This window comes from Brachyspira sp. (genome assembly GCF_029258575.1).
Lineage (GTDB): Bacteria > Spirochaetota > Brachyspiria > Brachyspirales > Brachyspiraceae > Brachyspira.
Genome location: NZ_JARHYI010000024.1, coordinates 1 through 22,339, shown reverse-complemented (window position 1 = coordinate 22,339; position 22,339 = coordinate 1). Strand labels below are relative to the sequence as shown.

Below are 22,339 nucleotides of genomic sequence, written 5' to 3'. Positions count from 1 at the left end.
ACTTGATAAAATAGCCGATTTTGATATAATAATATAATTTCATGAAGTTTTTTAATAATTAAGTTTTTAATTTTGAGGATATATTTATGTCTAAAGTTATAGCCATAGTCAATCAGAAAGGTGGAGTAGGAAAAACAACTACAGCCGTAAATTTAAGTGCAAACATAGCAAAAATGGGTCATAAAACCCTTCTTATAGATATGGACCCACAGGCAAATGCTTGTTTGGGAATAGGTGTTGCTAGAGAGCAAATGGAGAAAAGTGTATATGACATACTAATAGGCGAAGCTGAGTCTAAAGATGTTATAATACAAACATATCAGGAAAATCTATATCTAATACCTGCTGACTCCGATTTGGTAGGGGCTCAAATAGAACTCGTTAATGAAATAGCAAGAGAATATAAGCTTAAAAAAGCTGTAGAAACTGTAAAAAATGATTATGAATATATAATTATAGACTGTCCACCTACTTTAGGTATATTAACTCTCAATGCTTTAACTGCAGCTGATTCTGTACTTATACCTATACAATGTGAGTTTTATGCTTTGGACGGAGTAGCAGAACTCAATAATACAATAGCACTTGTAAAAGAAAATCTTAATAAAGAACTTCAAATAGAGGGTGTACTTCTCACTATGTATGATGCCAGAACTAAATTGGCTGCCGATGTTGTAAGAGAGGTTGCTAATTTCTTTAAAGAAAAAACTTACAAAACTATGATACCTAGAAATGTGCGATTAAGTGAGGCTCCTTCTTATGGTAAAGCTATAGGCGATTATGACAAAGACTGTGTTGGGGCTAGAAGCTATAAGGAATTTGCTAAAGAGTTTATTGAAAAATCAAAATAAAATATATAAAAATTATAATTTGTTAATAATATAAAAGAGGTTTTTATGAGCAGAAAAGGCGGACTTGGCGGTCAAGGTATGAATGCCTTAATAAAATCAGCAGATAAAGAAATAAAAAGAGCTTTTGAAGAGGCTGAAAAAAACGGAGTATTGGAAATAGATATATCGCTTATAGATGTAAACCCAGATCAGCCTAGAAAAGTATTTAATGAAGAAGAAATACAAGGTCTTGCAGAATCTATAAAAGAAAACGGACTTATAAATCCTATTACTTTAAGAGAAAAAGATGGAAAATACCAAATAATATCTGGAGAAAGAAGATTTAGAGCATTTAAATTTTTAAATAAAGATAAAGTTCCTGCTTTAGTATTACAAAATATAGCTGATTCAAAAATGCTTGAGCTTACATTAGTTGAAAATATACAGAGAGCTGATTTAAATGCCATAGAAATTGCTAGAAGCTATAAAAAATTAATATATGATTTGAATATTAAACAGGAAGAATTAGCTTTAAGAGTTGGAAAAAGCAGAAGTACTATAGCAAATTCTATGCGTATATTAGATTTAAGCGAGAATATACAAAATTTAATATTAGAATCCAAAATAACAGAAGGTCATGCAAGAACTATATTATCATTGAACGATGAAAATGAAAGAGAAATATTTGCAAAAGAAATAATAGAAAATGGATACTCAGTGAGAGAATGTGAAAGAATAGTAAAAGATAGAAAGAATAATATATCATCTGAAAATATAGAAAATCAAAATGAAATAAAAAAAGATAATAAAAAAGATCCTAATATAAGACAGCTTGAAAACGATTTGGAAAAAATATTTTCTACAAAAGTTAATGTTATAGATAAAAATGGAAAAGAAGGTAAAATAGTAATAGAATATTATAGTTCTGATGATTTATCAAGAATTATGGATATGCTTGAAAAATTATACGAAAAAGAAAATGGTATTAAACCTACTCTAGAATATTAGGAGTAATTTTTGAAATTTATATTAAAATACATATTAATTATAAGTATTATATCATTAAATCTCTATTCAAGAGAGAGAATGCTTATAGCTACAGTGGATTTAGATCATAGTTTAAGAGCCAATGAACCTTTAAGAAAAGAATTGGTAAGAACTATAAATAGATTTGCATACCTTAAACAAAAAACTTCTATTTCTGTAGATAGAGAAAAGAAAAAACTATTTTCTACCAATAAACTAACATTAAAAGAAGGATTAACAGTAGCATCAAATTTGAAAGTGAAAGCTGTTATAATAATGGAAAGTGAAAAAGTAATAAAAAATACAAATAATAATACAAATAATAATATCTCAATAAGTTCAAACAATATAAATACAATACTAAGCAATTATAATATTACAAATAATATGTTGAGTAATGATATAGTTCTTACAAATGAGATAAAAGATTTAGGCAATATAATAGAAGATAGTATAGGAAAAAAAATAGAAGGTATAGATAAGGCTAGTGAAGAAAAAAGTGATGAAGAACTTTATGAAATAAAATACAATTTTAAAGTTATAGACATGAGTACAGGAGATATACTTAAAGAATATAAACTTAAAAGTAATTATGAAAGTATATCAACTATACAAGAGATATGCAGTTATTTAGAATTTTATTTTGCAAACTCAATATTGAAATCTATCGAATCTCCTATAAATGGTATAAATATAAATGTGAGAATAGATAGAATTACATTAGAAAATAAAACAAATGCCATATATGATATAGGTGAAATAATAGAGGGAGAAAGCTTTACAATAAATTTCAGATCGAATAATGAAGGTTATTTATATATTTTTGCATTCCAAAATGACGGTAATATAATATTGATGTATCCTAATGACTTTAATAATTATTTTAATGATGAATATCAAAATAAAATAGATGCTAGAAAAAATTATGTAATACCTCCTGAAAATTCTAAATTCAATATAAAAATAAGATATCCATTGGGAGAAGATGCTTTTTATTGTCTATATACTAAAAAAGAGCAAGAATGGATTACTGGATTATATTTTTTAGGAGATGGATTTAAAATATGCAATAAAAATAAAATAGCAGAATTTACTTCTAAATTGAAATCCAAATTAAAATTTATAGACAATAATGATTGGCAAATATCCAAAATATATCTAAAATCAATAAAAGAAAGATAAAAATAAGCTATCACTTTAATAGAAGTAATAGCTTTTTTGTTAAATAAAACTTTTGTATCCAAAATTGTCTATATTATCTATAAATGTATTTACTATTATAAAGCGGTTGATATCTATTCTCTTTATCCAAAAATGAATTCTGATAAAAAGAATATAAAACTACACTTCCATCTTCATTAACATATCCTACAGGATCATATTTATAAAAAGGAAGAATAGAACCTTTATATGAAACTACATCTGAAGGTCCCCATTTAAGAGGAACTTCAACTCCTAATACATTATTTTCTATCACTGGAATTCCATATATATATACATATTTTGTATAGATATCTACTGCAACTAATGTATTATCCAAAGCTACTATTCCACCGCCCTTTCCTGTAAATCTATAAAAATAAAAACGTTTAAGTACATTTTCATTATCTTTATTTCTTTTTTCTGTGTATAAAGGATTATAGCCTCTATATTGATAATATGTCATAAATGATATAAAGAACATACCAGCTTTTGAATTTTTTCCATTATATTTATATTCTTTTGTATCTTTATCATTAATTTCCCAATATCTATCTTCTGTTTTATCTATAAATTTAAAACTTGGTATATTATCACTATCGAAATCAGCAACTAAAAGCCAATCTTGGAATTTTAAAGAACTAAAATTCGGATCATAAGGAACTGGTCTCTCTACCTCATTTTTGGAAAAAAGTAATAAACTATTTATCAATAATATTAATGTCGAATAAAAAAATATCTTTTCCATAATTCAAATCTAAAAAATTAATTATTTTATTTTCTTTAATGATATACTAAAAAATATATAAGTAAACACTATAAATTATTAATATATCATAAATTTACTTCAAATAATCAAAAAATAATAATTATTTTATTTTTACGCAACATTTCATACAAAAAAGACTACATTTAATATTTAATGTTCACTAATTTATAGACAAATTAAAATTTATGTATTATTCAAAGATTCTTTATTAGATTCATTATTTCCATTATCTTGATTTTCATCATTATCATCATTTTCTATAGGAATAATATCTATAACTTTTATATTATCATTTTCTATTTTTTCATTTTCATCAGGTTTAATATCATTATAAGAAGGTTTTTTATTGAATTTTTTTAATTTTCCATAAACAATTACAAAAATCACATAATAAATGATAGACATTAAAACAGCTGACAAACTATAAGGAATCAAAGACATATTATTATTATAAACTGTCTTGAATAAATAATTATATCCATAAGGGAAGCCTATATATAATAATAAAATCAAAGGAATAGTAAGAAGAAGCCATAATTTATTTTTATAAACTTTATCTGAGAATGAATATGAAATAATAATAGTAAGTATAGATATTGTAGTTAAATATGAAATAGTACCTCTATCCAATTTGGCATTATTATAATCCAATTCCAAAAAGTTCATTATAATTATGCCACATATAGAAGTTAAAAAGATTCCTATCATTGTAAATATAATAGAAAATAATAATTTAGTAAAAAATACTCTATTAGAAAATTCTTTTTCACTATGAGGAAGCATTTCGGTAATCCAAAGTATAATAGAAAAACTAAAAGTTTGAAGTAATAGTTCAGGTAAATTGACAAGATGAAATGATATTGGCAATTGAGTATATATTAATCCCTCTATAGAACTTGGAGCTGATGCGGGGGCAGATATAATTGCAATACATACAAATATAAGCCATACTATAAACCAACCGAATTTCGTCATTATAATTTTTCTTATAGGAAATAAACCTATAGCTATAAATATTGCTCTTATAGGCTGTAAAAAAGGTCCAATAACTGTAAGAGGCGATTCAAAACCTCTCATAAAATTAACAACTATTTCATTGCTATATATAGCTTTATAGTCGAACATATTTGAGAAAAATATCCCAAAAAATATATAAGTTAGAGTATGGATAACAGCTACTTTTATATAAAAAATAAAAAAATGTCTTAGAAAAATTTTAGGACTATTATAATTTTCCATAATCAAACTCTAAAAAATATATATTTATTTTTATTGTCTTTCTACTACATCATTATGATATACTAAATTTATTCTTTTGATAGATACCGCTTTACCAGTAGAAGCATCAATCTGTACTATAATACCATTAATCATAGGACTAGTAGTTTCAACTTCAAATCTATGAGGCATTTTAGTAACAAATCTAGCAATAGCAGCCTCTTTTTTCATACCTATAACCGAATAATAACTTCCACACATACCAATATCCGATATATAAGCAGTATGAGATGACAATATTTTTTCATCTGCTGTTTGAACATGGGTATGAGTACCGAATATACAAGAAACTTGCCCTTCAAGATAATAAGAAAAAGCTATTTTCTCAGCTGTAGCTTCTGCATGAAAATCTATAAATATGATATTAGTTTTTTCTTTTATATGTTTAATTGCAAGATTGGCTTTTTTGAAAGGACAATCTAAAGGATCCATAAAAGTTCTTCCCATAAGATTAATAACACCAATCTTACAATCTAGCATATCATATATATAATAACCAAGTCCGGGAGCATCGCTTGGATAATTATACGGACGAAGAAGTCTATGCTCATTACCTATCAAAGCAAAAACATCTCTATTATTCCATATATGATTACCAGAGGTAAGTACATCTATACCTGAAGAAAATAGTTCGGCAGATGTATCTCTAGTAATACCTATACCATTAGCTGCATTTTCCCCATTGGCTATTACAAAGTCTATATTGTTCTCTAATTTTATTTCTTCTAAATGCCTTCTTATAGCATAACGTCCTGTAACACCTACAATATCTCCAATACATAGTATATTTTTTACAGACATTTTTATTTACCTTTTGTTATTAATTATAAAATTTTATCTGGCAACCTCAACTGCTCTAGTTTCTCTAATAACAGTAACTCTAATAATACCTGGATATTTTAATTCATCTTCTATTCTTTTAGCAATATCACGGGCTATCTGTTTAGCCTGAACATCATCTACTATATCGCTTTTAGTCATAACTCTAAGTTCTCTTCCAGCCTGTATAGCAAATGATTTTTCAACGCCATCTATACTATCAGCAATTTTCTCCAAATTATCCAAACGTTTTATATAACTTTCAAAAGATTCTCTTCTAGCACCAGGTCTTGCGGCACTTATAGCATCAGCAGCCTTCACTATAACAGCCTCAACAGTTTGAGTATCAACATCATTATGATGTGCTCTTATAGCATTAACAACCTCTTCTTTTTCTCCGCATCTCTTAGCTAAATCCGCACCACTCATAGCATGAGAACCTTCTCCCTCTGTTTCTATAGCCTTACCAATATCATGCAAAAATGCACTTCTTTTTGCCATTTCTACATTGGCACCTATTTCAGCAGCTATCATAGCAGCAATATTGGCAACTTCTTTACTATGAAGAAGCATATTTTGTCCGTAACTAGTCCTATATTGAAGCCTTCCCATATGTCTGATTAATTCATGATGCATAGTTGTAAGATTCAAATCTACTATAGCATTTTCACCTGCTTCCATTATAGAATCTTCCACTTCTCTTTTAGTTCTTTCAACAACTTCTTCTATTCTAGCAGGGTGTATTCTTCCATCTAATATGAGTTTTTCTAAAGAAACTTTGGCAATATGCTTTCTTACAGGATCGAAACAAGATATTACAACAGCTTCAGGGGTATCATCTATAATAATATCAACTCCAGTAAGAGTTTCGAGCATTCTAATATTTCTACCCTCTCTTCCTATGATTCTTCCTTTCATCTCTTCACTTGGAAGTGATACAGATGTTACAGAAGTTTCTTGTGCCACTTCGCTGGAAAGTCTTTGTATAGTTTGTACTATAATTTCCCTAGCCTTTTTCTCTCCCATTTCAATGGCATTTTTTTCTATATTGTCAACAATTTTAGTGGCAGATTTTTTGGCGTCTTCTTCTATATCTTTTATCAAATCGGCTTTAGCCTCTTCTCTAGAAAGACCAGCTATTCTTTCAAGCTCTTTGTCAGCCTCTTCTATTACAGAAGTTAATTTTTCTTCCTGCTCTTTAATTTTTTTCATTTTGTTCTCAATATTATGCTCTTTATTTTCCAAATATTGAGACTTTTTATCGATATTAGCCTCTCGTTGTAGTACTCTATTTTCTAATTTCTGAATTTCAGCTTTTCTATCTCTATTCTCACTTTCTAATCTATTACGTTCCTTTTGTATTTCGAAATTGGCTTCAGAAAGTATACTCTTTTTCTCATTTTCTGCCTGCTCCCTTGCACTTTGAAGCAACTTATGTGTTATTATCTCCGTAGAATTAAGCTTAATTTTAGCTATAATAAAACGAGTTATATATCCAAAAACAAACGCAACTACAACAGAGGTGATAATTATCACTATGTTCATATTTCACCTCGTTATTTTTTTAATTATTTTTTATAGTATTATATTATTAACATAGTTTTATTATAAAGTCAATAATATATTGATATATTGCTATAAAAAAAATAAAAAATAATTATTACATTAATATTTTTGGAACATTTTTCCAGAACCGCCACAAGTTTCACAAGTTTCAGGGCATTTATCTATGTAAATGTTACCGCAGCTTGGGCAAAGATAGAAAGTTACATCTCCATCTTTATTTAAAAAATTATCTATAATATCTTGGAAAAGTTTAGCATGTTCTGTTTCTACCTTACCTAAAGAATTTACTGTTTCACTTACCAATTTATTTTTCTGTTCTATTGCAACCTGTGCCAATTGAGGATAAAGTATAGTAGATTCATAAACCTCACCTTTGATTCCTGCTTCTAAATTTTCTTTATCGCTTAAAGATTCTACAGGCATAAGTTCTGGTACGAATTTACTCATATCTAATCCGCTTCTTAATGCCAATTTTCTCATTTTTTCAGCATGTATTTTTTCTGCTAAAGATGTTGTTGAGAACACCTTTTGAATAGCTTTATTACTAGATACCTTTCCAAATGAACTATATCTATTTGCAGCATTTGATTCACCTTGAAATATTTGATATAAAACTTCTTCTAATGTTTTAGCAGCCATATTTATTTCCTCCAAATTTATTTATATAAAAATAACATTTTTTATTAAATTACTATTGCTACATGATATCAATTATGTAAAAAAAATCAAACTATTTTTTAAAAAATAAATAAAAAATTAGAATATATAAATATAGATTTAATTTTTTTTTATATTATAATGTGAATAATATAATTATGTTAAATAAGTGGTAAAGTACTATGAAAAATATTATTATAACTATAAGTAGACAATATGGAAGTGGCGGAAGATATATAGGTAAATTAATAGCTGAAAAATTAAATATTAGCTTTTATGACAGAGAATTCATAGAAATAGTGGCAAAAAAAATGAGTATAGATAAAGAATATATAGAAAATGTAGAAGAAAAATTTACAAATGATAATCTTTTCTTTACTGCATTTAATAAAGAATATTTTTCAAGCCCGTTTTCTGATGAAATAAAATATTCTACTTTAGATAAAATGTTTGAAATACAAAGAGAAATAATAAAAGACATAGCTAATAAAGAAAGCTGTGTTATAATAGGAAGATGTGCAAATTTTATACTAAAAGAAACATGTCATAAATGCTTTAATGTATTCATACATGCAACAAATAAAAATAGAATAGAAAGAATATCAAATGAATATGGTATAAAAATGGAGAATGCCGAAACTCAGCTAAAAAATACAGATAAATACAGGGCTAATTATTATAAATATTATACAGGTGAAGAATGGGGAAATATGGTAAATTATAATCTTACCATAGACAGCGGATATTTTAATGATGAAGATATATGCAATATAGTAATAGAAGCAGTAAAAAAAAAGAATATAAATACTTGAAAATTAATAACATATTACTATATTTAATAAATAGTAATAGAAAATTAAAAATGATGAAAAAGAGGAAATTATGAAAGAAAAAATTATAAAAGATTTCTATGAAAATGATTACTTTTCTTATGAATCTGATTGTGATTTATGGAATGATGAAAAAACATCATTATTAATAGATTTCGGAGAGGAAGCTAATAAATCTGAAATGCTTATGAAATATATAGATAAAATAAATGAAATATTAAAATGGATTGATGAGCATAAAAAAAATGTTACAGATTTTCTTATATGTAAGCAATGTTTGGAATTAGCAGAAGAATGGATAGAAACATGCGAGCAGGTAGATGAAAATACATATAAAAATCAATCTGGAGAATTAATTACAACTCCTATTAAAGAAGAAGATTTTTTTAATGCCATATATATAGATACAATTTTAATAGATTTCGATGAAGATGAAACAAGACCTGATACTACACTTCATATACTTTTTGAACCTGATTATTTTAAACATCATTCTTTGATAGTTTATATTGATGGAGATAAAAACATAGAATATGGAGATATAGCAGGTTAATATTAACTAATAATTTCATATTCAATATACATATCATCAAAGTATATAAAATAAAATTATAAAATATTTAATTTATAAAAAATATAAATTTTGGATATATAGAATGCAGTTAAAAAATTCTATGCTTATAGTTAAAGATATAGACAAATCCATTGAATTTTATAAAAATGTTTTAGGACTTCATGTAATTATGGATTTCGGAGCAAATAAAACATTAACAGGTGGATTAGTTTTGCAAACTATTGAAACATATAAAAAGTTTATTGATAAAAATGATATCTCTTTCGGAGGAAATAATTTTGAAATTTATTTTGAAGAAGATGATTTTGATAATTTTATTGATAAATTAAAAAATTACAATATAGAATATCTACATAAAGTTAAAGAGCATTCTTGGGGACAGAGAGTTATTCGTTTTTATGATTTAGACAAACATATTATAGAAGTAGGCGAAAATATGAAATCAGTATGCAATAGATTTTTAAATAACGGCATGAGTATAGAAGAAACTGCAAAGCTTATGGATGTGCCTATAGAATTTATTAATGAATGCATTAAATAAATTATTAAGTTATTTAAATATATATTCAATTTTTTCAATTCTTTTTTATGTTTTTTAGATATTTTGTATTTTAATTTTTTATCATCTGCAATATCACAGCATAGTAAAACTTTTTCATATAGTTTTATATAAAAAGAAGATATTTATTTTTAAAAGGCTCAATGATAAAATCCCATATTTCTTTATAATTAATATTAAGCATTATATCGGCTGATATTTCTATTATATATCTTCCAAATAGAATCGATACTTAATCCATCTAATCTTTCATTATAATAATTTTATAAAAATCATTAAACAATTCCTGATAAAGTTTCATAGTACATACAATTATAATATTAATTAATCTTTATCATTAATATCATATATAGAAGTTACTCCAAGTACTTTAGCAACCATATACGATATCATAGCCACTATAACCAAAGCAGAAAAATTAGAGATAGAGTTAGATATTTCAAGTATTAATATACATACCATTATAGGAGTTCTCGTAATACCAGACATAAGCGAAGTTATTCCAAGAAGTATAAATAAATCACCATAAATAGCATAGTATGGAAAATATTTTATAAGTAATATATCATATAAAGAACCTATTGAAGCACCCAATATAAATGTAGGAAAAAATATCCCCCCTACTGCCCCAGAAGTAGCACATACAGAAGTATAAAATAGTTTCACAAATATCAATACAAACAACATTGAAGTAGTGAATTTATCCTTTACTATGCTACCTATAAGCAAATCACCGCTGCCAAGCACATAAGGAAAAAACATTATCATAAACCCTGCAAGCAAAAAAGCAGGCACGGGACGCAATATATCGCTTTTTATCTTCTGATATAATTTTGAGAAGAAATTAATTAAAAAATTCAAAAGCGAAGCAAGAATACCGCATATTATACCGAAAGGAAGAAGTGATATATAATGCCTTACCTCAAGAATTTTAGGCAAATTAAAATTAAGTATAAATGCTTGCCCCACAATATGCTCTATTACAAGTATTGAAGATATGCAAGAAAATACTATACATACAAAAACTATATGATTCTTATTCTCCCCAAGCTCCTCAAAAGAAAAAGCAATTCCAGTAAATGGAGCACTAAAAGTAGCCGTCATTCCAGCACATGCCCCTGATACAAGTAAATATCTTCTATATTTTGACAATTTTGAAAAATATTTATGAAAGAAAAGTCCTACAAGCATTCCAACATGCATAGAAGGACCAGCCCTTCCCAAAGAAATACCGCTTGCAAAAGATATCATACTTCCGAAAAGCTTAAATAAAATTTCTAGAAAAATATTTTTAGGTTCATTAAGCGACATATAATATTTTATTTGCGGAACTCCAGCACCTCTTATTCTAGGATAATGTATGAGAATGTAACCTATAAGACAGCCCATACTTATAAGAAATGCAAAAAGAAGTATAGGATAATACCATTTATTAAATATAAAATTGGATACATAAAATACATTAACACTTAATTTATATAGCAGAATTCTATATATTGAAACTATAAAACCTACAACAGCCCCTATACAAGCAGATAAAGTGAAAAGCTTTATATATTTTAATTCAAAATTAATATTCATAATTCAGTTTTTTAAATAGTGTTTTCATTTACTATTTTTCACTTAATTTTTATTTATAAAAGCTATATATAAATCAAACATTAAATCTAAATGTTACAACATCGCCTTCCTGCATGATATACTGTTTTCCTTCAAGTCTTATAGCACCAGCTTCTTTAGCTTTAACAAAACTTCCAAACTCTAAAAGTTTATCACAGTTTATAACTTCAGCACTTATGAATCCTCTTTCAAAATCGCTATGTATAACACCTGCCGCCTCTGGAGCATAAGCACCATCTCTCACAGTCCAAGCTCTAGTTTCATCTTCTCCCGATGTAAGAAAAGTTAAAAGTTTTAACAATCTATGTCCTGCCTTTGTAAGTCTTGCTACACCTGATTCTTTAACACCCAAATCTTCCAAATAGCTTAATCTCTCCTCTTCATCTAAATCCTGTAAATCAGCTTCTATTTTGGCACTGAAAGGTATTAATTCAATATTTCTTTCATTAGCATATTTTTGTAATGTAATATAATTAGAATTCTTTTCAGGATTAGCAAGTTCATTTTCTGATAAATTAGCACCTATCATCATACTTTTAGCTGTTAATAAAAATAGAGGTCTTAATATTTCTTTTTCTAAATCAGTTAAATCCAAACTAAATACAGGTTTAAAATTATTAAGCTCTGGAAGTATTTTTTCTAATAATGCCACTTCCTCTTCAGCAGATTTTACTTTAGCACTTTTAGCTGCTTTTTTCTGCTTTTCCATTCTAGCATTAACAGTGTCAATATCGGCGAGCATAAGCTCTGTTAAGATAATATCCAAATCTCTTAAAGGATCAACATCTCCTATATGAGTAATGTTTCCATCTTCAAATACCCTTACTACATGCAAAACTGCATTAACTTCTCTAATATGTGAGAGGAATTTATTACCAAGTCCCTCCCCTTTTGAAGCACCCTTTACAAGTCCTGCAATATCAACGAATGTAGTTGTATTATAAACTTTCTTTTTTGATTTGAAAAGTGCTGCTAATTTATCAACTCTTTCATCTTTTATTATAGCAGTGGCTTCATTTTTATCTATAGTACAAAATGGATAATTAGCCGCCTCAGCATGAGCATTTGTAAGAGCATTAAAAAGTGTAGATTTTCCAACATTTGGAAGCCCAACTATTCCTATAGATAAAGCCATATTTTTATTTCCTTGATATTAATTTTAAATATTATTAAATATAAAAACTGAATTATTTTTTTAATATTATATATTAAATATTATTAATAACAAGTATATTAAAACATAATTTAAAAATATAGATTAATAATATTGCAAGTTAATATTAAGTTTCTATATTCAATTTTTCATATAGCTATAAGAAACAATAATTCATAAAAATATCATTAATAATTTAAAAGGAAGTGAAAAAATAAACCTTTATTTGTAAAAGATTAAATAAAAAACTAGTATTTTAAGGGATACAAATAATAATATATCATGTATAGATTATAAATGCTGTCATAGAGGCAATTATATTTCAGCAGAAAAATATGTGCAGATAATATAGCCTCCACGTTTCATGGTTTTAATACAATAAAGAAAAAAGAGTATAATGGATACCTGCTAATAGGAAAAATACTGAAGTCAATAAAAATTTCTTTGTAGAAAGTTATAATAATGTAGTAAAAATGCAGCCAATCAAGGAATCATATTTAGACATGAAATAAAAAAAATGAATAGCTGTAGATATGCCTATAATAATGTATAGAAGCAGGAGAGAGAAGTTAAAAAAAAGCAAATGAATTAGAATAAATTCATTGACTAAAAAATAAAAATTTGTTAGAATCATGGTATGATAGATACCTCATTTGAAAGCAGCTATCTTATTAAAGATAATTCCATTGTTATCGTATCATTACATAATAATATGTACAATGAGTATATTCCTCATCTAAAAGAATTAATATCAGAATTTTTAATAAAAAATATAAATAATATCATATTAGATTTATCAAAATGTCTTTTTATAGAAAAAGATATATGGGAATATTTCATATGCTTAAAAAAAGAATTATCAAATAATAATGGGGATTTAGTTATTATAAACATGTATGGAGCTGTAAAAAATGACTATAATATTATGGAATTATCAAATTATTTAGAATCTTTTAATGATATTAGCAGTGCTTTTTATAATTTTGGAATATTAACCGATATTAAATCAGCTTAATTTTATTTTTATACTTGAATTTTTCTCATCATAGATATAATATATAGCCATGAAAATTGTTAAAAATCTTATTATTCTTATACTTTTCTTTATAGTATTTTTTGTAATATACTTCGGAATATATTGCTTTAAAGTATTAGAAACAAACAATATATCTCAAAATATTAATTTTGATTTAATAAAAAATTTGATGGAGCATTATTTCTTTGCTATTATCATAGCAGCGATAACATCATCTTTAATATTAATAGGCTCAATGAATAAATTGGTAGGACATTTATCAGCTATAACTGCAATAGGGATATTATCATTTTTTGTAACATTATATCCAGCATATATAATAGTATTCGATAAAAATATAGATTATTTGAGAAATGAACTTAATGATAGAAGTTCTATGTATATAGATGAAAGTGGAAAATATTTTACCAAAGTAGATAATTATCTAATAAAAGTAGGATACAAACTTTTAGATAATACATATAAAAATGTAATACTAATAGACCCTCCAGTTTTAGGAAAGTTATATATAGCAGATTATATATATATTACAGATAAAGAAATATCATTACATGAAGTTACAGAGATATACGGTGTTTCAAAAGTGGAAAAAGCATCAAGCTTATTTGAGAGAAATTCATTTATAAATTATATATCAAATTTTATATCTGATATTATATTTGGTTTTGAAGCTTTTCCTGTTATATCTGCATTATTAAAAATAATAACTTTGGCAAATATTCCTGTATTTGCTATTATTTTAATATTTTTTAATATATGGTTTTTATTTTTCTCTTTTTATATGCTTGGATTATCATTACATTCAAGACAATATATATATCATAATATACTAAATGCATTTTTATTATATGGAATAATAAAAGTAATATTTGCTATAAATGTAGAACATTATAATTTAGTAGAAATAATAATAAGAAATTTAAACTATTGGACTATGAATTTATATACATTCATGATGTCATTAACTATTATAATAGTATCATTAATTTTGAAAAAAGTATTGAACAATGATAAAAAACAACAAATAATTAAGGAAATGGAAAAAGAATACTAAGATGAGTCAAATTATCAATGATTTTTGCAAAATAGATTTAAAAAAAGAAAGCATAATAACAATAGGGAAATTTGACAGTGTACATAGAGGTCATCAAAAGCTCATTAAATATACGGTTGATTATGCCAAAAAAAATAATCTAATTTCAATAGCAATAGTTATTAAAAAAAAGAATTTGTCAATATATAATACTGATGATAATAATGCATTTATCAAGTCTCTTGGTATTAATTATATAATTGTTATTGACTTTTTACCAGAATTTTATAAAATGGAAGCTAAAGAGTTCTTTGATAAGCTTATAGAATATTATCGTATGAAACATATTGCAGTGGGTATTGATTTTGCTTTTGGTAAAGACAGAATTGGAGATGATGAATTTTTAAAAAAATACGCAAAAGAATGCGGAGTTGGAGTAAGTTTCGTTAAATTTCATAAATATAAAAATGATAAGATTTCAAGCTCAAATATTAGAGAATGTCTGTCTAATGGAGATATGACTAGTGTAAATAAAATGCTTGGAAGAGAATATTCTATGAGCGGATTGGTAGTTCATGGCAATGCTTTAGGAAGAAAAATAGGATATCCTACCGCAAATTTAGAAATACCTAAAAATATTTTTATACCTAAAATGGGAGTATATAGCTCAACCGTACAAATAGGCAATAGCGACATTAGCTATCAGGCACTTACATTTATAGGTATAAGCAATATTAATAAAGAACTTAGAGTAGAAAGCCATATATTGGATTTCTCCAAGATGATATACGGCAAAAAAATAACCGTTATATTACTCAAATATATACGAGATAATATAAAGGTTAATTCTATAGATGAAGTAAAAAAATTACTAGAGAATGATGAAAAAAAGATAAGAAAATATTTCAAAAGGAGAACAACATGTCTATCACAGCAGACGAAAAAGCAAAAATAATTAAAGAATTTGGTAAAAATGAAAAGGATACAGGTTCTACTGAAGTACAAGTAGCACTTTTAACTAATCGTATAACTTATTTAAAAGATCATTTCCAAACTCACACTAAGGATAATCATTCAAGAATGGGTCTTCTTAAAATGGTTGCTAAGAGAAGAAAACTTCTTAACTATTTGAGAAAAACTGATATAGAAGCTTATAAAAGTCTAATACAAAGATTAAAATTAAGAAAATAATTAGAAAATTTATATTTAATATCAATACCCTCTCGGTGTTTTGTACTTAAAGGAGTAGAATATGATTGCAGTTAAAAGCGTATTTTGTGGAGAGGAGTTAATTTTAGAAACCGGACTTTTAGCGAAACAGGCTCATGGTTCTGTAACTTTGAGACTTGGAAATACAACTATATTAGCAACTGTTGTAGCAGCTAAAAAACCAAATTTAGAATCTGACTTTTTCCCTTTAACAGTAAATTATAATGAAAAATATTATGCAGGTGGTAAAATACCCGGTGGTTTTTTCAAAAGAGAAGCTAAACCTAGAGATAAAGAAATATTAATATCTCGTATAATAGACAGACCATTAAGACCTTTATTTCCTGAAGGTTTTAGAAATGAAGTTCAAATAATACCTACAGTACTTTCTGTAGATACTGATATGCATACTGATGCTTTGGCATTAATAGCTTCTTCTGCAGCCCTCACAATTTCTTGGATACCTTTTTCAGGTCCTGTAGCAGCTGTAAGAATAGGATATAAAAATGGAGAATATATAGTAAATCCTAAAAACAGCGAACTTGCTTCTAGCGAATTGGACATTATTGTTGCTGGAAGTAAAGATGCCATTTTGATGATTGAAGGAGAGGCTAAAGAGGTTTCAGAAGAGGTATTTATAGGTGCTATAGAATTAGCTCATAAAGAGATGCAGAAGTATATTGATATGCAAAATGAAATGGCTAATCTTTGCGGAACTCAAAAAATAGAACAGGAATTATTTGAATATGATACTGATTTACTAAAAATGGTTACTGAATATGGAAGAGAAAAAATAGAAGCTGCCAATTATAATCCTGATAAAACTAAAAGAAATGAAAGTATGGATAATGCTTTCAACGAAATAGAAGAGTATATCAAAACAAAAATAGAAGATGAAAAACTAATATCCCAAGTAAAAGGTATTTGTCATTCTATAGAAGAAGAAATTGTAAGAGAGGCTATAGTAGAAAAAGGAATGCGTCCTGATGGCAGAGCATTAGATGAAATACGCCCTATAACTACTATGACTAATCTTATACCTAGAGTTCATGGTTCAGGACTCTTTACTAGAGGGCAAACTCAATGTTTATCTATAGTTACATTGGGAAGTGAAAAAGATGCTCAGTTAATGGATGATATATACGGTAAAGAAAATAAAACTTTCATGCTTCATTATAATTTCCCTCCTTTCTCTGTTGGAGAAGTTGGAAGATATGGAGCCCCAGGAAGAAGAGAAATAGGACATGGAAATTTAGCAGAACGTTCTTTTAATGCTGTACTTCCTCCTAAAGAAAAATTTCCTTATACAATAAGGGCAGTTGCTGAGATATTAGAAAGTAACGGTTCTTCATCAATGGCTACTATATGTGCTTCTACAATGTCATTACTTTCTGCAGGAGTTCCTCTCAATGCTAGTGTTGCTGGTATTGCTATGGGACTTGCTACTTACAAAGACGGCTATAAAATACTTACAGATATACAAGGGATAGAAGATCATTTGGGGGATATGGACTTCAAGGTAGCTGGAACTCGTAAAGGTATTACTGCTTTTCAGCTTGATATCAAACTTACAGGAATTTCAGCTCAAATATTGAAAGAGGCATTGGAACAAGCTAAAAAGGCAAGATATTTTATACTTGATATAATCGATTCTACAATATCTAATGTTGGAGAAATCTCTGATTTTGCTCCTAAATATAAAACTATGGAAGTTAATCCTGAAAAGATTAGAGTATTAATAGGACCTGGAGGCAAAAATATAAAAGCTATAATCGAAGAAACTGGAAGCGATGTAGAAATACAAGACAGTGGAATAGTAAATATATTTGCACCTGATACTCCTACATTGGATAAAACTATACAGCTTATAAATTCTTATGTTAAAGATCCTGAAGTTGGAGAAGTTTATGACGGTATAGTTAAAGACATTAAAGATTTTGGTGCTTTCGTTGAAATACTTCCAGGAGTAGAAGGACTTTGTCATATATCTGAACTTGCTTATAAACATGTTATGAATGTGGAAGAGGTTTTAAAGATAGGTGATGAGGTAAAAGTAAAGATTATGGATATTAAAGGCGGAAAATATTCTTTAAGCCGAAAAGCCTTATTAGAAAAGCCTGCTGATTATGTTGAAGAAGAGCATACTAGAAAAGAAAGAAAATACGATAAGTATGATAGGAAAAAAAGATTTTAAAATCTAATTAATAAAAAAGACCGTTAGAAAATAACGGTATTATTTTTTATTACATTATATTGAAGTCTTTTTTGAAATATGATATTCTATTGCTAATTTTTTGCTGGGTAATGATAAATGAACAATATAAATGAAACTTTAGATTATATATATTCCTTTATGGGAAAAAAAACTTTGCATAAGAAAAATTTGAATCATATAAATAATGTAAAAGAAATATTAAAAATATTAGGATATAGACAAACATTTAAAGTAATACATATAACAGGTACAAAGGGTAAAGGTTCAGTTACTTTAACATTATCTAAAATGCTTTCAACAATAGGATATAAAACAGCTTCATTTACATCTCCTCATATAATATGTGAAAGGGAAAGAATTTCTATAAATGATGAATGGATAAGCGAAGAAGATTTTATTAATATAACAAAAAAAATAAAAGATGTTATAGATAATAATGAAATATATAATAATATCACTGTATTTGAAATATTCACTATAATAGGATTATATTATTTTTATTTGAATGCAGTAGATTATGCCTGTATTGAAGTTGGAATAGGTGGAAAATTAGATTGCACAAATATAGTAAAATCTGATATAAATATTCTTACATCTATATCTTATGATCATATGGAAATATTAGGATACACAATAGAAGAAATAACTATGCAAAAAGCAGGTATAATAAAACCCAATACTATTGTAATATCTGCATTTCAGGAAGAAAATTCAATAAAAATAATAGAAAATATTGCAGCAGAAAATGAATGTAAACTTTATGTATTTAAAAAAGATTTTGATGCAGATGTAATACTAAATAGCAGTGAAAAATTAGAGTTTATATATAAGGATAAAGATAACAAATATAATTTTTCAACTTCTCTTTTGGGAGAACATCAGGCAGAAAATATTTCTATATCTTTTAAAGCATTAACATTAATTTTGAATAATGATAATAATTATAAAGAAAAAAATATTAATAAGGCAATAAATTCATTGAAAGAATTTCATATAAATGCACGCCTTACATTTATACAAAAAAATAATGATATAATAGTAGATGGTGCTCATAATGCCAAATCATTAGAGAGAGTATTAAATACTATATATAAATGGTATGATGATATAATAATATTATTTGCTCCTTTAAGTCAGAAGGATATAAAAAGTATGTCTGATATATTAAAAAAATATGATTCTAAAATAATATTAAGCTCGCCAAATAATATCACATATAAAGAAACAGACAGTTATAAAATATATGAATATTTAAAAGATAAACCAAATGTTATTCATATACCAGATTTTGATGAAGCAATTAAGAATGTAAAATCTATAAATAAACCTATATTAGTTATAGGTTCATTGTATGCAGCAAGTGAATTTATTAATTCATATAAAAATATATTATAGAACTTTATATAAACTACAAACTTATTACGATATTATGAGAATATAATATTTTTTAATGCCGTTTCTAACATCATAAATCATTATTTTAACAAATTTTATAATAGGTAAATGTATACCAATCTAAAAACCTAGATTAACAGAAGTTCATTGAATAGGATATCTATATACTTCACCTAATGAGGCTAAATTAGCTTTTATTTGTGAGGTTCGCAGGTCAAAATTAACATAAAATATTAAACTCACTAAAAAGAAATTTACGCCAGTATAAAATTTTACATAAGATATAATTAGATTATTAATTTTGATAATAAAGTTTTACTATCTAATGCGAATAATTCTTTCATATACAATATTTACTAGATAAAGAAAATTTACCACACCTACTATACCTATTTGAAATATTGAAGATTTCCATTCAAGACTAAGTCCTGTAATAATACTATCAAATTCATATGTAAAGCCTTGAAATTTAAATGTATCTCTATACCAGCCGAAATATATTCCAAAATAATGCATATAGATATAATTAGAGTTTACAACTAATAAAAATGTTTAAGTATATAATTTACTATTATACTATACCTTGATATTTATTTATGATATCAAGAGTTCTTTTTGAAGATCCATTATTTTGTATAAGCAAATTATAAGCTTTTTCTGCTAATATATTTCTAAGTTCTTCATCTTGATAGGCTTTTTGTATAATCTCAGGAAGTTTTTCTTTATCATCACAAGTCAATACAACTTCTTTCATATACTCATATATTTCAATAAAATTATACATATACTTTCCAACTATAACGAGCTTCTTAAAATAAATTGCCTCCAATATATTATGTCCACCCATAGTACCCGTAAAAGTACCACCCATTATAACCAAATCAGAAAGCTTATACCAATTTAACAATTCTCCTATAGTATTGATTATAATACCATCTTCAGATTTTTCATTATAATTTGCATAAAGAGGAAGTTCATATCCTAATTTATATGAAAGTTTTTGTATATCCTCTCCTCTAGTTATATCCCTAGGTACTATTACTATATATACTTTATCTTTAATACCCAAATTATCTATAGCTTTTAATATAAGTTCTTCCTCTCCTTGATGAGTGCTTCCTGCTGTTATTATAAATTTATTAACAGGTATTCTATTTTCAAGGGCATCTATTTTTTTTTCATCTGCATAATAATTTATATCATATTTTAGATTTCCTGTAACTGTAATTAGAGATTCAGGCATTCCTATACTAATCATATTTTCTTTGTCTATATTGCTTTGTGCCAATATTTTGGTATACATATTAAAATAAGATTTAAAAAAGAATTGAAAATTTTTATATCCTTTTATTTCTTTCTTTCCTATTCTGCCATTAATCATATATAAAGGTATAAGTTTCTTATGAAGTAAATATATAAAAGCAGGCCATATTTCTATTTCTGCTATCATCACATATTCAGGAGATATTAATTTTATAAGTTTATTAATCATATGAGGATAATCTAAAGTCAAATAAAAAAGTTCTACTTTATCCCCATAATTTTTTCTTGCTATATCATACCCTCCTACAGTAGTTGTAGATAAATAAACACTATATCCTCTATCTATTAAAGAAAATACTATTTCTTTAACAGCAACTATCTCCCCTACACTAACAGCATGTATCCAAACAGCATTTTTATTATTTTCTTTAGGATATATAAAACCAAGTCTAGATAAAGCACCTTTACGAATAGGTTTATTAAATATCATAATAATAGAAAAAACTATAAAGATGAGAGGATAAAAGAGATACATTAAAGATACATAAATTATATATGTAAATAGCATAAAAATTCCTAATTTTGATAAAATAATATTAATAATGCTCTATTATATAAGATTAAAAAATAGAAATAATAGCCATTATAATAATCATCAAATATATAATAAGAGAAATACCAGCCTTTACAAAAGCATGCTGTTTTCTTGTACCCCATTCACATCTTGAAGATACAATAAGAAAAGAAATAAATAATAATATTTCAATAATATTAACTGTGATAAAGATCAATCCATAAATACCTGCTTTTATCTTAGCATGCTCAATGATATAAAATGCTCCTATTGGAAAAAGCATAAATATCGATGTATTAATTATTCTATGTATTAAAATATATTTATTCATAGTCTAAATTATACTAAATAAATATATTATGTCAAATGATAAATAAATCAATTTATATAATTTTTTATAACTCCTGAGTGATATTATCTTTCAATTTTTTATATACATCTTTTAAAGTTATTTTTTTAAGTTCTTTTTCCATAGCCTTTTGAATATCATCTAATTTTGGCTGCAGTACATCATTAATCATGCTTCCTACTTGGCATTTTTTATTTGGATTTTCATGAAAACTAAAAAGCTTATTATCTTCCAAACTATCAACGGCATTAAATATATCAAAAAAATTTATATTTTCTATTTTTCTATTTAAAGAAATACCTCCTGTACCTCTTTTAACCGTAATAATATCAGCTTTTTGAAGCCGTATTAAAATATTTCTTATTATTACAGGATTAACATTAA

Annotated in this window: 22 protein-coding genes; 12 read left to right on the top strand and 10 right to left on the bottom strand. The window is 26.2% G+C overall.

Annotated features, from left to right (window positions below; translation table 11 throughout):
• Positions 1-86 precede the first annotated feature (86 nt).
• Genes Q1J76_RS01895 through Q1J76_RS01885 form a run of 3 tightly spaced genes read left to right on the top strand, consistent with a single transcriptional unit; the run spans position 87 to position 3,038 of the window.
• A complete protein-coding gene (locus Q1J76_RS01895) occupies positions 87-851 on the top strand; it encodes a ParA family protein (protein WP_300365972.1) in 765 nt (254 codons plus the stop codon).
• 45 nt (positions 852-896) lie between these two features.
• Positions 897-1,838 (top strand): ParB/RepB/Spo0J family partition protein, encoded by a 942-nt coding sequence (locus tag Q1J76_RS01890; RefSeq protein ID WP_300365969.1) that lies wholly within the window; start codon positions 897-899, stop codon positions 1,836-1,838.
• Between the two features lie 9 nt (positions 1,839-1,847).
• Positions 1,848-3,038, top strand: a complete 1,191-nt coding sequence (locus tag Q1J76_RS01885) for a DUF4384 domain-containing protein (protein ID WP_300365966.1) — start codon at positions 1,848-1,850, stop codon at positions 3,036-3,038.
• A gap of 73 nt (positions 3,039-3,111) precedes the next feature.
• Here the strand turns inward: Q1J76_RS01885 and Q1J76_RS01880 are convergent, their stop codons facing one another.
• The 5 genes from Q1J76_RS01880 to Q1J76_RS01860 all read right to left on the bottom strand — a co-directional run bounded on the left by Q1J76_RS01880 (position 3,112) and on the right by Q1J76_RS01860 (position 8,127).
• The gene (locus tag Q1J76_RS01880) at positions 3,112-3,804 is read right to left on the bottom strand and encodes a hypothetical protein (protein WP_300365964.1); all 693 of its coding nucleotides are present in this window, start codon (positions 3,802-3,804) and stop codon (positions 3,112-3,114) included.
• Between the two features lie 204 nt (positions 3,805-4,008).
• Entirely contained in the window at positions 4,009-5,064 is a 1,056-nt protein-coding gene (locus Q1J76_RS01875; protein WP_367182051.1) for a hypothetical protein, read from the bottom strand.
• Between the two features lie 30 nt (positions 5,065-5,094).
• The gene (locus Q1J76_RS01870) at positions 5,095-5,904 is read right to left on the bottom strand and encodes a TIGR00282 family metallophosphoesterase (RefSeq protein ID WP_300365958.1); all 810 of its coding nucleotides are present in this window, start codon (positions 5,902-5,904) and stop codon (positions 5,095-5,097) included.
• Positions 5,905-5,937: 33 nt separating this feature from the next.
• Positions 5,938-7,467, bottom strand: coding sequence for a ribonuclease Y (rny, locus tag Q1J76_RS01865; protein WP_300365955.1), 1,530 nt, complete (start codon positions 7,465-7,467; stop codon positions 5,938-5,940).
• Positions 7,468-7,587: 120 nt separating this feature from the next.
• Positions 7,588-8,127, bottom strand: coding sequence for a rubrerythrin family protein (locus Q1J76_RS01860; RefSeq protein WP_300365952.1), 540 nt, complete (start codon positions 8,125-8,127; stop codon positions 7,588-7,590).
• Positions 8,128-8,327: 200 nt separating this feature from the next.
• Between Q1J76_RS01860 and Q1J76_RS01855 the strand changes: the two genes are divergently transcribed.
• From Q1J76_RS01855 to Q1J76_RS01845, 3 genes are all read left to right on the top strand, one after another.
• Positions 8,328-8,957: a cytidylate kinase-like family protein gene (locus Q1J76_RS01855; protein ID WP_300365949.1), complete on the top strand. Its 630-nt coding sequence runs from the start codon at positions 8,328-8,330 to the stop codon at positions 8,955-8,957.
• 70 nt (positions 8,958-9,027) lie between these two features.
• A complete protein-coding gene (locus Q1J76_RS01850; RefSeq protein ID WP_300365946.1) occupies positions 9,028-9,528 on the top strand; it encodes a DUF2262 domain-containing protein in 501 nt (166 codons plus the stop codon).
• Between the two features lie 103 nt (positions 9,529-9,631).
• Positions 9,632-10,090 (top strand): VOC family protein, encoded by a 459-nt coding sequence (locus tag Q1J76_RS01845; protein ID WP_300365943.1) that lies wholly within the window; start codon positions 9,632-9,634, stop codon positions 10,088-10,090.
• Between the two features lie 342 nt (positions 10,091-10,432).
• Here the strand turns inward: Q1J76_RS01845 and Q1J76_RS01840 are convergent, their stop codons facing one another.
• Positions 10,433-11,689 (bottom strand): chloride channel protein, encoded by a 1,257-nt coding sequence (locus Q1J76_RS01840; RefSeq protein ID WP_300365919.1) that lies wholly within the window; start codon positions 11,687-11,689, stop codon positions 10,433-10,435.
• 73 nt (positions 11,690-11,762) lie between these two features.
• Entirely contained in the window at positions 11,763-12,863 is a 1,101-nt protein-coding gene (gene ychF / locus Q1J76_RS01835) for a redox-regulated ATPase YchF (RefSeq protein ID WP_300365916.1), read from the bottom strand.
• Between the two features lie 655 nt (positions 12,864-13,518).
• On the opposite strand from ychF, the gene Q1J76_RS01830 reads away from it, so the two are divergent.
• The 6 genes from Q1J76_RS01830 to Q1J76_RS01805 all read left to right on the top strand — a co-directional run bounded on the left by Q1J76_RS01830 (position 13,519) and on the right by Q1J76_RS01805 (position 19,769).
• Positions 13,519-13,896: an STAS domain-containing protein gene (locus Q1J76_RS01830; protein WP_300365913.1), complete on the top strand. Its 378-nt coding sequence runs from the start codon at positions 13,519-13,521 to the stop codon at positions 13,894-13,896.
• Positions 13,897-13,945: 49 nt separating this feature from the next.
• Positions 13,946-14,971: a hypothetical protein gene (locus Q1J76_RS01825; protein WP_300365910.1), complete on the top strand. Its 1,026-nt coding sequence runs from the start codon at positions 13,946-13,948 to the stop codon at positions 14,969-14,971.
• Position 14,972: 1 nt separating this feature from the next.
• Positions 14,973-15,905, top strand: a complete 933-nt coding sequence (locus Q1J76_RS01820; RefSeq protein WP_300365907.1) for a bifunctional riboflavin kinase/FAD synthetase — start codon at positions 14,973-14,975, stop codon at positions 15,903-15,905.
• The gene (gene rpsO / locus Q1J76_RS01815) at positions 15,872-16,141 is read left to right on the top strand and encodes a 30S ribosomal protein S15 (protein WP_300365903.1); all 270 of its coding nucleotides are present in this window, start codon (positions 15,872-15,874) and stop codon (positions 16,139-16,141) included. The genes Q1J76_RS01820 and rpsO overlap by 34 nt, the downstream gene beginning before the upstream one ends.
• Positions 16,142-16,202: 61 nt before the next feature.
• Entirely contained in the window at positions 16,203-18,353 is a 2,151-nt protein-coding gene (gene pnp, locus Q1J76_RS01810; RefSeq protein WP_300365900.1) for a polyribonucleotide nucleotidyltransferase, read from the top strand.
• Positions 18,354-18,470: 117 nt separating this feature from the next.
• Entirely contained in the window at positions 18,471-19,769 is a 1,299-nt protein-coding gene (locus tag Q1J76_RS01805; protein WP_300365898.1) for a bifunctional folylpolyglutamate synthase/dihydrofolate synthase, read from the top strand.
• 571 nt (positions 19,770-20,340) lie between these two features.
• On the opposite strand, the gene Q1J76_RS01800 is transcribed toward Q1J76_RS01805, so the two are convergent.
• The 3 genes from Q1J76_RS01800 to Q1J76_RS01790 form a co-directional block, all read right to left on the bottom strand.
• Entirely contained in the window at positions 20,341-21,600 is a 1,260-nt protein-coding gene (locus Q1J76_RS01800) for a 3-deoxy-D-manno-octulosonic acid transferase (RefSeq protein WP_300365895.1), read from the bottom strand.
• 52 nt (positions 21,601-21,652) lie between these two features.
• Complete coding sequence (locus Q1J76_RS01795; RefSeq protein WP_300365892.1) at positions 21,653-21,937, bottom strand: hypothetical protein; 285 nt, start codon at positions 21,935-21,937, stop codon at positions 21,653-21,655.
• Positions 21,938-22,001: 64 nt separating this feature from the next.
• Positions 22,002-22,339, bottom strand: a 338-nt coding sequence (locus Q1J76_RS01790; protein WP_300365889.1) for an Rrf2 family transcriptional regulator, incomplete at its 5' end; no start/stop codon positions are given.